At 65.4% G+C, this 13,590-nt stretch carries 7 protein-coding genes; 3 read left to right on the forward strand and 4 right to left on the reverse strand.

Features of this window, described 5'->3' with window-relative positions; genetic code table 11:
* Positions 1–184 precede the first annotated feature (184 nt).
* A complete protein-coding gene (locus ATSB10_RS04850) occupies positions 185–1,852 on the forward strand; it encodes an alpha-L-fucosidase (protein ID WP_083966074.1) in 1,668 nt (555 codons plus the stop codon).
* Positions 1,853–1,983: 131 nt separating this feature from the next.
* Positions 1,984–3,546 (forward strand): family 43 glycosylhydrolase, encoded by a 1,563-nt coding sequence (locus ATSB10_RS04855; protein WP_236886541.1) that lies wholly within the window; start codon positions 1,984–1,986, stop codon positions 3,544–3,546.
* 660 nt (positions 3,547–4,206) lie between these two features.
* Here ATSB10_RS04855 and ATSB10_RS19255 read toward each other — a convergent pair.
* Entirely contained in the window at positions 4,207–5,103 is an 897-nt protein-coding gene (locus ATSB10_RS19255; protein ID WP_157469082.1) for a DUF5677 domain-containing protein, read from the reverse strand.
* A 411-nt stretch (positions 5,104–5,514) separates the two neighbouring features.
* Here ATSB10_RS19255 and ATSB10_RS04860 point away from each other — a divergent pair, with 411 nt between their 5' ends.
* Positions 5,515–6,741 (forward strand): IS256 family transposase, encoded by a 1,227-nt coding sequence (locus tag ATSB10_RS04860; RefSeq protein ID WP_063670059.1) that lies wholly within the window; start codon positions 5,515–5,517, stop codon positions 6,739–6,741.
* Positions 6,742–7,349: 608 nt separating this feature from the next.
* Here the strand turns inward: ATSB10_RS04860 and ATSB10_RS04865 are convergent.
* The 3 genes from ATSB10_RS04865 to ATSB10_RS04875 are packed head-to-tail and all read right to left on the reverse strand — an operon-like array spanning position 7,350 to position 13,584.
* Positions 7,350–8,576, reverse strand: a complete 1,227-nt coding sequence (locus tag ATSB10_RS04865; RefSeq protein ID WP_063670943.1) for an SGNH/GDSL hydrolase family protein — start codon at positions 8,574–8,576, stop codon at positions 7,350–7,352.
* A 47-nt stretch (positions 8,577–8,623) separates the two neighbouring features.
* Complete coding sequence (locus ATSB10_RS04870) at positions 8,624–11,062, reverse strand: glycoside hydrolase family 31 protein (protein WP_236886490.1); 2,439 nt, start codon at positions 11,060–11,062, stop codon at positions 8,624–8,626.
* Positions 11,059–13,584 carry a glycoside hydrolase family 3 C-terminal domain-containing protein gene (locus tag ATSB10_RS04875; protein WP_083966077.1) on the reverse strand — a complete coding sequence of 842 codons (2,526 nt, stop codon included), beginning with the start codon at positions 13,582–13,584 and terminating at the stop codon, positions 11,059–11,061. Before ATSB10_RS04875 ends, ATSB10_RS04870 begins: the two co-directional genes overlap by 4 nt.
* Positions 13,585–13,590: the final 6 nt, after the last annotated feature.

Consider the following 13,590-nt stretch of genomic DNA (forward strand, 5'->3'; position numbering starts at 1 on the left):
ACGGCGTACCTCGTGCTGCTCGCTGTGACTCCCCTCACCCGCCGGATCGAGCCAAGGCGTCGTCGTGGCGACGATTGCGAAATTGCCCCCGGGCGCTAACGTTTCTTCGTATGCAAGCGCACAAGCAGCCATGCGGGCGCAGGCTTGCTGCTAGCGTGCACTGGCCATTTCGCCAGGAGCTCCCATGCCCTTGTTCCGGCATGCCATCTGCCGACACGAACCTCGCCGTGCCGTGTTCACCGGATGCGCGCTGGCCGCGTGCCTGCTGACCCCTCTGCTGGCGCGGGCGGCACCACCGCCGGGCGATCCCGATGCACCGACCGCCGGCGTACTCACCCCGGCACAGATGGATCAGGCATGGCAGCGTGCCACTGCGCGCTACGCCCCCGAGCGCCGGGCGCTGTTGGCCAGGGTCGCGCAAGGGGATGCGGCCGGTCCGTTCCGCCCGGACTGGATGTCGCTCGCGCACTACCAGGCGCCGGCCTGGTTCGGTGCCGCCAAGTTCGGCATCTTCATCCACTGGGGTGTGTATGCCGTGCCGGCGTTCGCCAACGAGTGGTATCCGCGCAACATGTACGACGGCACGGCGCGCGAACACGCCCACCAGGTGGATACCTACGGTCCGCTTGCGCAGCACGGCTACAAGGACTTCATCGCCGGGTTCCAGGCGCAGCACTGGGATCCCGCGGCCTGGGCAAAGCTGTTCAGGCAGGCCGGCGCGCGCTACGTGGTCGAGGTGGCCGAGCATTCGGACGGCTTCGCCATGTACGACTCCCGGCTGTCGCGCTGGACCGCCGCGAAGATGGGTCCGAAGCGCGACGTGGTGGCTGAGCTGGAACGGGCCGTACGCGCCGAAGGTTTGCGCTTCGGCCTCTCCTCGCATCGCGCCGAGCACGACTGGTTCTTCGATCGCGGCCGCAGGATCTCCTCGGACGTGAACGATCCGGCCTACGCGGATTTCTACGGTCCCGCCGTCCCCCACTTCGTGCAGGACGGCGACCTCGACCTGCAGCAGGACTGGACCGATGTTTCACCGACCTACGTCGACGACTGGCTGGCGCGCACCACCGAACTGGAGGCGTACTACCAGCCGGACCTGGTCTACCTCGACTGGTGGGTGGGCCACCCCGCGTTCCGCGACGCGCTGGCCCGGTTCGCCGCCTACTACTACAACCGCGGATCGCAGCGCGGCGGCGTGGTGCTGAACTACAAGCTGCACGCGATGCCCAGCGGCAGCGGCGTGCAGGACGTGGAACGGGGCCAGCTCGGCGCCATCCAGCCGGCGCCCTGGCAGACCGATACCACCATCAGCAACAGCTCCTGGGGCTACGTGGAGCACGACACCTACCGTTCGGCCACGGCGATCATCCAGTTGCTGGCCGACGTGGTGAGCAAGAACGGCAACCTGCTGCTGGACATCGGCCCCAAGCCGGACGGCAGCATCGTGCCGCAGGAAAAAGCCGTGTTGCTGAACATCGGCCAGTGGCTGGCGACCAACGGCGCGGCGATCTACGACAGCCAGCCCTGGCGCGTGTTCGGCGAAGGTCCCACGGCCACGGCCGCCGGCGCCTTCAAGGAAAAACTGGCGACGAGCTACACGGCCGCCGATTTCCGCTTCACCCGCAACCACGACACCGTGTACGCCATCGAGCTGGCCTGGCCCGATGACGGCAGCGTGGTTATCCACAGCATCACGCCCGATGACCGCGTGCAGGACGTGCGCCTGCTGGGTTCGTCCGCGCCGGTGCGCTGGCAGAGCACCGCCCAGGGGCTGGTGCTGCATCCCGGCGCGCGGCCGGCCGGTTCCGCCGCCTTCGTTTTCGCCATCCGCACCGCCAAGGACACCCCATGAAGATGCCCATCGATCGTCTCGACGCGACCGCCGGCGATCCAGCCCCCTCCTCCGAGCCTGCGCCGAACCTCGCACGGCGGAACCTGTTCAAGGCTGCAGCGGCCGGCGCGGCCGCGATTCCCCTGGCGCGGATGGCCAAGGCCGGCGGCCCTGCCCCGCAATGTGCCGGGCGCGAGCCGCACTGGCGCCCGGGTACCGAAGACCAGCGCATGGCCGATCTCGGCAACGGCAGCTACCTCAACCCGATCGTTGCCGGCGACCATCCCGATCCCGCCGTGCTCCGGGACGGCGACGACTACTACATGACGTTCACGCCGTTCACCACCTCGCCCGGGCTGGTGATCTGGCATTCGACCGACCTGGTCAACTGGACACCGGTCGCCACCGCCCTGCACAAGCCGATGGGCAACATCTTCGCGGTCAACCTGTGCAAGCACGACGACCGCTACTACATCTACCTGCCGACCCAGCAAGCCGGTGGCGACTGGTCGATCTTCGTGATCACCGCCGAGCACATCGCCGGCCCGTGGAGCGACCCGGTGGACCTCGAGATCCCCGGTTGCATCGACCCGGCCCACGTGGTCGGCGAGGACGGCAAGCGCTACCTGTTCGTCAACGGCATCCGCATGATCCGCCTGACCGACGACGGCATGGCCACCGACGGCAAGCTGGTGCATGCCTACACGCCCTGGCAGTACCCGGAAGACTGGGTGGTCGAGGATTTCGCCCCGGAAGGACCGAAGCTGCTGCGCCGCGACGGCTGGTTCTACCTGGTCAGCGCCGTCGGCGGCACCGCCGGCCCGCCCACCAGCCACATGGTGATCGTGGCGCGCTCGAAGTCGGTGCACGGCCCGTGGGAAAACTGTCCGCACAATCCCATCGTGCGCACGCGATCGGCGGCCGAACCCTGGTGGTCGCGCGGCCACGCGACCTTCGTCGAGGCACCGGCGGGCGACTGGTGGATGATCTACCACGGCTACGAGAACGGCTTCCGCACGCTGGGTCGCCAGACACTGCTGGAACCGATGACCTGGACTGCGGATGGCTGGCCGGTGGCCACCGGCGGCGACCTGTCGCGGCCACTGCGCAAACCGGCCGGCGGGCGCAGCGGTCCGTCCGGCTTCGCACTGTCGGACGATTTCTCCACCGACCGCTTCGGCGTGCAGTGGTCGTTCCACGAACCGCGTCCTGTCGAGATGCAGCGGGTCCACCGCGATGGCCACGGCATGCTGCTGGCCGGCGCCGGCACGTCGCCGGCGGACAGTTCGCCGATGACCTGCTGCGCGGGCGACCGTGCCTACGTGGTGGAGCTCACACTGGAGCCTTCCGGGCACGCCGAAGCCGGACTGCTGCTGTTCTACAACCACAAGGCCTTCGTCGGTGTCGGCTTCACGCCGGACACGATCAAGACCTTCGAATACGCGCAGGAACTGACCTGGGCCCGCATCAAGCGGGACAACCGGCGGGTGCGCGTGCGCCTGACCAACGACCACAACGTGGTGACCTTCGAGTACTCGCACGACGACGGCCACAGCTGGCAACTGCACACCCTGCGCATGGAAGTCTCCGGCATCCACCACAACGTGTTCGGCGACTTCCTCAGCCTGAAGCCGGGCATCTACGCCGCGGGCGAAGGCACCGTGCGGCTGATCGATTTCCGCTACCGGGCGATCAAGGGCAATCCGCTGGTGTGAGGCCGAAGAAGCACCGCGGGAATCGCTGGATGGTGCGTTGCCTTTCGCGCGTCCGCTCGGACGAATGGTTATGCCGCTACTGCGCGGAGAACCAATTGAGAAAGCTTTCGGCTACCTCAGGGGTAAGCTCCATGACCGCCTCGGCCACTTTGGCATCACTTTTTGCTGCAGCAACCGCGCCTAGAGCGCATACGGTGAACTCGGAATCCCAAGGCCGCGCGGCTGCTGCAGCGACGAGCAAAGGGAGTTCTGCAATTGCAGCGAAGTAAGACGCTGCCAGGTCTTGAGGGACAGCCACACGACGTTTCTTGCGACAAACCTCCACCCACGCCGGGAACTGAAAGTAGGTGGCCGGAGCGGTGTCTGTGGCAGACGATAAAACCCTAACAACGTGAGGAACGGCGGCAAAGGAGGCCGAATAAACATCGCCTTGGTGTGCGAGCGAGCTCCATAGGGAAAACCACGGCTCACTCCCACCCTCGGAGTCCGGCAAAGCATCGAGCTCGCGGAGGAGGCCTGGCGTATCTGTTGCGGCCCCGTATGCATGTTGCAGCTCAGCCCAACGGGGGCTATCCAATGCCAGCATGCGGTGAATTCTCCCTTGCGGCATAACGTTGGAGGTAAGGGGCGGCCGGTAGGCCGTCCCTCTTGACCGAAGTGTTAGACGGCATTGGATTGCGGCTCACGATCTGACCCCACTTCGATAGGTGTAGGAGGAAACGCTGAAGATGGTTTAGTGCTTAAGTCTAGGAGCCGCGCAAATATTTTCTCTTCCGCATTAAGCGGCGCTTGCATACTTTGTCGCCCGAAGAATGCCGTCAGGTAACCGCAACCAGCATGAAGCACAGCTATTAAGATTTCTTCGAGGTGACGGACTGAACCGGCTAAAAAAGCTTCAGTAGTACTCTCGCCATTTAAATGCGTAGAGTAGAAATAGCTTGCTCCAAATGGTGAACCATGAATAACCTCGGACGAAAGAGAATAAATCAAGCCGTAGGCAGCCAGAAGACGTGACCCTGCCCTATGGCCTGAGAGTTCTCCAACCCGCCTGATGCGACTGGGAACATCAAGAGATGTCCAAACTCCCTTTCCTTTGCCATTGAACTCGGGATATTCGTTGGCCAATGTGGCCGATGGGTCAGGGTCAGACAGTACTTCGATGGAGAACTCACCACTCCCAAACTTTCTATTGTGGTGGCGCCAAGAGGCAAAACTAACGTAACGAATAGCTCGATCTGCTATTTCGTCAGACTCGGCTAGCAAATAACTGGCATTTACAAAAGATTCGATGGCTGAACGTGCAATTGGATATGCGTCACGCACAGGAATCCCGCGGAGCTTGGCCATGCACAATAGCGTTTCGAGAGATTGGCCAGCAGCCATAGCCAACAACGTACTTGTTCGTTTTTGCCCATCAGGAAGGGAACAGATCAGCTTTTCGCCTTCGAAAGTAGCTGGTCCCTGCGAAGCAACAAATAACGCAAGGCGTAGAAATTCTTGCTGGAGCATGACCAGACCGCGCAAAGAATCAAGCAGCGATAGTTCTTCTTTGGACATTGCGCTCCCGGACCCCATGCCGTCTAACGCCTAAGCTTAGCGGCCTGCGCGGCCAGAATGTGTGGTCGAGCGAGCAGCTTACTCCGCGCAGGTCCGCTGGAGCGCACAGTTAGGCTTCGGCCGCTCACTCGAGAGAGAACGCTTCTTTCTGGTGGTGCTTCTCGACGTCGACGGACCCCAGAATCTTGACGAGACGCTGCATCGGATCTTCGGCTTCTTGATACCACGTGATGACCAGGTACTTCCTTGATGCGCTGTGGCTATCCTCCGACCAGATGAGCTTCGCCGTCCATTGCTCATTAGGGGCCCAGACTGATGTGTCCTTCGGAATTTCTCCGATTTCCCGGGCGTGTCCTAGATTTTGTGTAACCGGGTCCCAGGCAGGACACTGCCGCCAGACCCGGAGAGACCATGAGTCCACGCAAACACGAGGTGCCCGACGAGCTGCTTAGCAGCCTGTTGGCGAACTACAAGAAGCCCGAAGACCTGATCGGCGAGAACGGCCTGCTCAAGCAGCTGACCAAGCTGCTGGTCGAGAAGGCGCTGGATGCGGAGATGACCGAGCACCTCGGTCACGATAAGCACGAGCCGGTGGCCAACCCGGCCGGCAACACCCGCAACGGCCGCAGCCGCAAGACGCTCAAGGGCGAGTTCGGCGAGCTGCCGATCGAGATCCCGCGCGACCGGCACGGCAGCTTCGAGCCGAAGCTGATTCCCAAGCACCAGACTCGCTGGAGCGGCTTCGACGACAAGATCCTGTCGCTCTACGCCCGCGGCATGACGGTGCGCGAGATCCAGGCGCACCTGGAAGAGATGTATGGCACGGAGGTCTCGCCGAGCCTGATCTCCTCGGTCACCGATGCAGTGATCGACGAGGTGAAGGCCTGGCAAGGCCGGCCGCTCGATCCGGTGTATCCGATCGTCTACCTGGACTGCATCCATGTGAAGGTGCGCGAGGGCGCGGTGCGGGTGAAGGCGGTCTACCTGGCCATTGGCATCACCATGGCCGGCGAGAAGGAGGTCCTTGGGCTGTGGCTGGCGCAGACCGAGGGCGCCAAGTTCTGGCTGCAGGTGGTGACCGAGCTGCGCAACCGCGGGGTGCAGGACATCTTCATCGCCTGCGTCGACGGCCTGAAGGGTTTCCCCGAAGCGATCGAGACCGTATTCCCGCACACGACGGTGCAGTTGTGCCTCGTACACATGGTGCGGCACAGCCTGAACTACGTGTCGTGGAAGCGACGGCCGGAGGTGGCCGCCGACCTCAAGCGCATCTACACCTGTGCCACCGCCGAGGAGGCCGAGCAGCGGCTCGCCGAGTTCGAGGCCCGCTGGGACAAGGAATACCTGCCGATCGGGCAGTCCTGGCGACGCAACTGGCCGCGCCTGATCCCGTTCTTCGACTACCCGCCAGAGATCCGCAAGGTGATCTACACGACCAACGCCATCGAGTCGGTGAACATGAGCCTGCGCAAGCTGACCAAGCACCGCGGGGCCTTCCCGAGCGACGAGGCACTGGTGAAGCTGTTCTATCTGGCCCTGCGCAACATCAGCAAGAAATGGACGCTGCCGATCCGTGATTGGAAGGCCGCGCTCAACCGCTTTACGATCCAGTTCGAGGAACGACTCCCTCAGCTGTAACTCGAATCCCGGTTACACAAAATTCTGCACACGCTCGATTTCCCGTTCGAGTTCATCAAGGCCATGCACGTAGTGGCCCGCTCTTTCCATCCATGTTCTTCCTTGAAGCAACCGGAAACGCCTAGCGAGGTAAGGCGTCCCCTCTATCAAGCCTGCATACGCATCTTCGCCGCGGATCATGTCGATCCTCACGGAGACACCGATGGCATCCTTTAAAGTCCGCATGGCATTTGTCCGAGGCCTAACTACCGAATAAGCGGGCCTGTGGGTCCGGTTATACATCCACGATCGCGCCAGGAAATTCCGACGCAACCCCTTGTTCTGAAGGAAGCCTATCGTTGCCGGGTCCGGCTAACAACCAAGCGTATGGCCGGACGGGGAGCCGGGCTCGTGAACGTCCGCTTCGGGTCGATTGCTGCGCGCCGCCGTGTGCCAGCGGCTGATCATGTCGATCGGTAGGCTGGTCAGCGCCGATCGGTCGCGTGATACGCAGCAAGAACGTGGCGGTGTCCGGCCCGGACCCGCCACCCTGCATCCTCTACCTCGTCACTCGGCAGTGGCGCCGCGACGGCGCCGACCGCCGAATGGTCGCGATGCGGTCCCGTTCGTTACTGCTTGCCGGTGAACAACTTCAGATCCACCGCCGCGGCCATGACCCGATAGCCCGCGCTGCTCGGATGCAGATGGTCGCCGCTGTCGTAGGCGGGGAGTATCTTCAGCGGCGCCGCCGGGTCGCGGACCGCCTTGTCGAAATCCACCACGCCGTCGAAGGCGCCGGAATGGCGGATCCATGCGTTCACCTGCTCACGCGTCTTTTCGCCCGCGGCGCTGTGGTACGGCCAGCCGTTGCCGCCGTACGGCGTCAGGGTGGCGCCGTAGATCTTCACGTGCCGGGCATGCGCCCGTGCGATCAGCTGCTTCATGCCGTCGATCAGCTGCTGCGCGTCGATCTTGTCCTTGGCGTCCCAGGCGTAGCCCGAGCCGCCGATGTCGTTGATGCCCTCGAGCAGGATCACCCAGCGCACGCCGGGCTGGTCCAGCGCATCGCGGTCGAAGCGCGCCAGTGCGCTGGGCCCGTAGCCGTCGTGCAGCACGCGGTTGCCGCCGATGCCGGCATCCGCCACGGCGATGGACGACAGCTGCGGGTCGGCCTGCAGGCGCGCGGCCAGGTAGTCGGGCCAGCGCTGGTTGGCGTCCTGCTTGGAACCCACGCCGTCGGTAATGGAATCGCCGAAGGCGACGAGCGTGTGACGCGGGGCCGCACCGGCCACCTCCACGTCGGTGAGGTAGAAGCGGCTGCCGCTGGTTTCCTCGCGCGGAAAATGCACGGCCCCGGTGGCATCGCCCTGTTCGGTGATGTACGCGGTAGCCATCCCGGCGCTGTGCACAGTGGCCGGATGGTAGTGCGTGTCGGTCGGCGCGTAGATGCTCACCGCCAGCTGCTGCAGCGGCTTCACCGTCATCTTCAGTGGATCGCTGAGCACGCTCTCGCCCTTGGCGATGGTGACGGTGGGCTTGCCGTCGAACAGCAGCACATGGTCACTGCCGGGTACCGTATCCGCCCCGCCGGCACTCAGCGCCACGTGCACCGGGCCCAGCGTGACCGGCACGCTGCCGAACAGGTTGGAAAGGCGCACGCGCAGCGCAGAGCCGCCGATGCTGGTGCGCACGACCTGACGCACCGTCTGCGCGTCCAGCACCGGGCCGACCGTGTCCGGCGGCGCCGACCACCCATCCGCCCAGGCGCGTTGCGTACTGCCGTCGGCCGCCATGGCGCCGCTCGCCAGCGCGCCGATGGCTCCGGCGAATACCCATTTCACTAACTGATGCTGCATTCCGTTCCTCCTGCGTGGTTCCTGCCGATTCACCGGCGTATCGAGGGTCATTTCCCTGGTTTGCCCATCACCCGGGCCAGTCCGGCTACCTTCCGGTCGAACGCGGGATCGCCACCGGTGGCACTGAGGACGCCCGATGCATTGTTCCAATGCAGCCGGGTGGTCGTGCCCTTCCCCGCTTCGTAGTCGTACGAGGTGCCATCGTCGTTGTAGAGGGCGAAGTCGCCGTCGCGGCCCGGATAGACGCGGATCTCGGCGATGGCCTGCTTCGATGCCGTCGACTGGATGTCCGAACCCAGCGGCACGATCGCGCCGGCACGAACGAAGACGGGGATCTGGTCGATCGGCGCCGCCACCTTGACCCAGCGCCCGCCGGCCAGCTTTTCGTTGGTCCAGAAGTTGTACCAATCGCTGCCGGCGGGCAGATAGACGTCCTTTTCCGTCTGGCCCTGGGTGGTGACCGGCGCCACCAGGAAGGCCGGGCCGAACATGTATTGCGTGCCCAGGTCGGCGACATTGGGATCGTTGGGGAAATCCATCCACAGCGGCCGCATGAATGGCGCGCCGGTGTCGTAGGTGTTCTTCGCCTGGCTGTAGATGTAGGGAATCAGGCGGTAGCGGAGTTTGTCGTAGCTCGCCATGATCGCCTCGGCCTGATGGCCGAAGGCCCAGATTTCCGTGTGCTTGCGCATGCCATGCAGGCGCAGGGTCGGCAGGAAGGTGCCGTATTCGAACCAGCGCGTGAGCAGTTCCGGGTAATCGTTGTTCTGCCCCACCGTGTCGCGCGCATCGGAAGGGTCGAGCAGCGGCGCCTTGGTGGCGCTGGTTGTCTGCGGCAACCACTGCCAGCCGCCGATGTCGTTGCCCCAGTAGGCGATGCCCGAGGCGGTCATGTTCAGACCGGTGGGGATCTGGCGCTGCAGGGCCTCCCAGGAGGGGTCGATATCCGAGGACCAGAACAGCGCACCGGTCCGCTGCGACCCAAGGTAGGCCGCACGGGCGAGGATCAGCACGCGCTTGTCGGGCTTCCATGCGCGCATGCCCTTCGCGACGCCTTCCACGTGCAGCAGCGGGTAGACGTTGTGGTAGCGGTCACCGGAGCCGATCGAGAAGAAGAAGCCGTCCGGCACGAGGTCCGGTTCGGTCTCGTCCAGCCACGGATAGTCGAAGCCGTGCGACAGGATGTTGTCGCGCACGTGGTCCCAGTACCAGGTGCGTGCCGCCGGGTTGGTCGAGTCGATCAGCGCGCCGGCGCGATCCGTACGGAACGGCAGCCCGTCGACCGTCTTGCCGTTCCTGTCCTTGAGGAAATAGCCCTTGGCGTCGAGTTCCTTGAAGTAGCGTCCGGCGCGTTCGAAGCGCGGCCAGACCGAAATGATCGACCTCATGCCCATGGCATGCAGTTGCCGGTTCATGCCGTCCGGGTCGGGGAACTCCGCCGGGTTGATGTCCAGCTGGCCCATGTGCGTCCAGTAGAACCAGTCGATCACCATCACGTCGAGCGGGTAGCGCTTTTCGCGATAGGTGCGGGCCACGCGCAACACTTCGGCCTGGCTGTCGTAGCGCGCCTTGGACTGGATCAGGCCGAACGCCGCCTTGGGCGGGATCGGCGTCTTGCCGGTCACCCGCGCATAGGCCGAATAGATCGTTTCCGGCGTATTGCCGACGATCACGAAGAAGCTGACGCGCTCGCCGACTTTCGACTCGAAGCGGGTGCGGCCGTTGATGCCGGCGACGAAGTGCGTATCGGAGGGGTTGTCCCAGATGATGCCGTAGCCCTTCGAGGACACCATGAAGGGCACGCAGACGGTTTCGCCGGCCGGTGCGTCGTACCACTGCTTGCAGTCGATGACGCGGCCGCGCAGGTCGAGCGGGCCGAGGCTGCCCTGGTTCTGGCCCATGCCGTAGTAGTGCTCGTCGCCCGGTGCCGCGAAGGTGGCGCCCACCTGGTAGGTGGCCTCGCCGTTCACCTCGTGCGGCGACATGTTCCAGCCGGTCATGTCGACGATCGTTTCGCCGCTGGCGTTCTTCACCTGCAGCCGCACCGGCGGCAGGTCCGGCGCGAAATAGCGGTCGGTGATCCCCGGCACGTGCGGCGGTGGCGGCGCGTTCACATGCAGCGTCAACGCCGGGGAGGCAAAGGTGTCGCCGCTCGCGTCGTGGGTCTGGTGGAACGCCGAGTTGTCTGCGTGGGCGGTGATGATCCCGTAACCGGCCGGCTTCAGCACCTCGGCCTTGTCGGCGGCCATCGTGATGTGGACCACGTTCGGCCCATACGCCTCGACGCTGACCCATGCGCCCTGCCGGTCAAGCGTGGTCATCGGCGTGGCAGCGGCGGCGGCCACCGCCGTGGCGCAGGACAGCAGCAGGCCGAACCAAGCGATCCGGGAAGCGTGCACCACAGCCCCCCTGCGCCGGACGAATGGCGTGGCTTCGGACGCGCCATCGGAATCCGGCGGTACCGGGCGCAATCGCATGCGGCTCATCGTGCTTTCTCCAGGGTCAGGTCGGCGGCCAGCGGCGTGTGGTTGGACGCATCGCCCACGCGGATCACGAAGCGACCGGGGTCGACGGTCCAGTCGTTGTGATCGGGGTTGTAGTAAGCGAACGCGCGCCGGTCGAGCGTAAGGGTGACACGACGGCTCTGCCCCGGTGCCAGGTTCACCTTCTGGAATGCCTTGAGCTCGCGCTCCGGCCGCTCGACCGTGGCCGACGGGTCGCTCACGTAGACCTGCGCCACCTCCGCACCGGCACGCGAACCGGTGTTGCGCACCTCGAACGACACCTGCACCGTGTCGCCGTCGTGGGCGTGGGTCGGCGTCAGCTTGAGCCCGGAGAACGCGAAGCTCGTGTACGACAGGCCGTAGCCGAACGGGAACAGCGGCTGCGGCTTGTCGGGGTGGCTGGTGTACCAGCGGTAGCCGACGAACAGGCCCTCGCCGTAATGCACGGTGGGATGGGTGCCCGGCGGATGCGCCGGCGCGTCGTAGTAGTCGTGGGTGGGGTTGTCCTGCCAGCGGCGCTCGAAGCTGATCGGCAGCTTGCCTTCCGGCGAACGCGCACCGAACAGCACCTCGGCCACCGCGCGGCCGCCCTGCTGCCCCGGATACCAGTTCTGCAGCAGCGCCGGCACCTGGTCCAGCCAGTTGGCTGTGGCGTAGCCGCCGCCGGAGGTCACCGTCACCACCGTCTTCGGGTTCGCCCTGGCCACTGCCTCGATCAGCGCCTCCTGGCCCCAGGGCAGCGCGAAGGTGCGGTCGAACGCCTCGCTCTCCGAGGTCGGGTCGAAGCCGACCGCCACCACCGCGGCATCGGCTATCGCCGCCATCTTCAGCGCCGCCGGCGAGATCAGCTCGTCGACCGGTACCACGCCCAGGCCCATGCGGCTGTAGTCCACGTCGGGCAGGTAGTCCAGCCGCACCGACACCGCCTGCCCTGCCTTCAGATCCAGCGCGGCGTACAGCGGCGCCTGGCCTTCGCGCTTGGGCTGTTTGATCACCGGCTTGCCGTCCACGTACAAGGTGTAGCTGTCCGCGCTCGCCGCCGCGGTGAGGAACAGGTAACGCCCCGCGTGCGGCGCCACGTAACGACCGCTCCAGCGGATGCTTCGCCGCTGCACCGCCGGCGTGGTCCACAGCTCCGGCTTCCACTGGTCGACATGGGTATCCACGGCGGTCAACGCCGGCGTGCCGCGGAAGTCGGGATTGTCGAACGTCTCGCGCTGCAGGCCGGGCTTGCCGCCGGCCGTAGTGAAACCGTCGCGCTTGAACACCGTGTCCGGCGACGGCAGGCCACGGTCGTACAGCACGCGCACCTTCGGACCGACATGGTCGACGATGCCGGCGAGGATGCTCTCGCTGCGGAACGTATCGATGTGCGAGCTGCCGCCCGCGGTGGCGTAGCCCGGGTAGGCATCCGGGCCGATCACAGCGATCGTCTTGATCTTGCCGGCATCGAGCGGGAGGGCCTGCCGATCATTCTTGAGCAGCACCAGCGACTCGCGCGCCGAGTCCAGCGCCACCTGGTCGTTGGCGGCGCTGAATCGCGGCTGCGCCAGATCGAGCTGGGGCCGGTCGAGGAAGCCGAAGCGCACGGCCGTACGCAGGATGCGGCGCACCTTGTCGTCGAGCTCGGCGCGGGACAGCGTGCCGTTGCGCAGGCCGGCCATCACCAGCGCAGGCTGCATCTTGTCGGCCGCGGGCATCTCCAGGTCCAGGCCGGCCTTGAACGCCTTGAGGCCGTCGTCCACCGCACCCCAGTCGGACATGAACAGGCCGTCGAAGCCCCAGTCGTGCTTGAGGATGCCGCTGACCAGGCGCTTGTTCTCGGCGGTGTATTCGCCGTCGAGCTGGTTGTAGCTGCTCATCACCGCGCCGACATGACCCTGCTTCACCGCCATCTCGAAGGCGCGCAGGTAGATCTCGTGCAGCGGCCGGGGATCGATGACGGAGTTGATCTGGCGGCGGTCGTATTCGGAGTTGTTGGCGACGAAGTGCTTGATCGTGGCCACCACGCCCTGGCTCTGGACGCCGTCGATCAGGCCGACGGCGGTGCGGCCGGCGAGGTACGGATCCTCGCCGTAATACTCCATGCTGCGGCCGTTCAGGGGCGAGCGGTAGATGTTCGCCCCTGGCCCGAGCAGGAAGCTGATGCCGCGGGCGCGCGCATCGCGTCCCATGGCCTCACCGACGCGCCTGGCCAGCGCCGGATCCCAGCTCGCCGCCAGCGCGATGCCGCCGGCATAGGCATTGGAGGGGCCACCCACGCGTACCCCGTAGGGGCCGTCGGACATGCCCAGCGCCGGCAGGCCGATCGACGGTACGGCGCGGATGTCGAAGCCGTCGGAGCCGCCGATCAGCGCCACCTCCTGCTCCAGCGTGAGCTTCTGCATCAGGCTGTCGACGCGGTGCTCGACGGCGGGCGAGTCGGGCTGCGGCCCGGCGGCCAGCGCCGGCAGGGTCAGGCCGGTGAGCAGCAAACTCATGGAAAGCGTTTTCCAACGGATCATGCGGAC

It is taken from the genome of Dyella thiooxydans (assembly GCF_001641285.1).
GTDB lineage: Bacteria > Pseudomonadota > Gammaproteobacteria > Xanthomonadales > Rhodanobacteraceae > Dyella_A > Dyella_A thiooxydans.

What these genes read in the sequence shown, in the direction of transcription:
- ATSB10_RS04850 (WP_083966074.1), top strand. Translation starts at nt 185, where the DNA reads ATGCCCTTGTTCCGGCATGCCATCTGCCGACACGAACCTCGCCGTGCC.
- ATSB10_RS04875 (WP_083966077.1), bottom strand. Translation starts at nt 13,584, where the DNA reads ATGATCCGTTGGAAAACGCTTTCCATGAGTTTGCTGCTCACCGGCCTG.
- ATSB10_RS19255 (WP_157469082.1), bottom strand. Translation starts at nt 5,103, where the DNA reads ATGTCCAAAGAAGAACTATCGCTGCTTGATTCTTTGCGCGGTCTGGTC.
- ATSB10_RS04865 (WP_063670943.1), bottom strand. Translation starts at nt 8,576, where the DNA reads ATGCAGCATCAGTTAGTGAAATGGGTATTCGCCGGAGCCATCGGCGCG.
- ATSB10_RS04870 (WP_236886490.1), bottom strand. Translation starts at nt 11,062, where the DNA reads ATGAGCCGCATGCGATTGCGCCCGGTACCGCCGGATTCCGATGGCGCG.
- ATSB10_RS04855 (WP_236886541.1), top strand. Translation starts at nt 1,984, where the DNA reads ATGGCCAAGGCCGGCGGCCCTGCCCCGCAATGTGCCGGGCGCGAGCCG.
- ATSB10_RS04860 (WP_063670059.1), top strand. Translation starts at nt 5,515, where the DNA reads ATGAGTCCACGCAAACACGAGGTGCCCGACGAGCTGCTTAGCAGCCTG.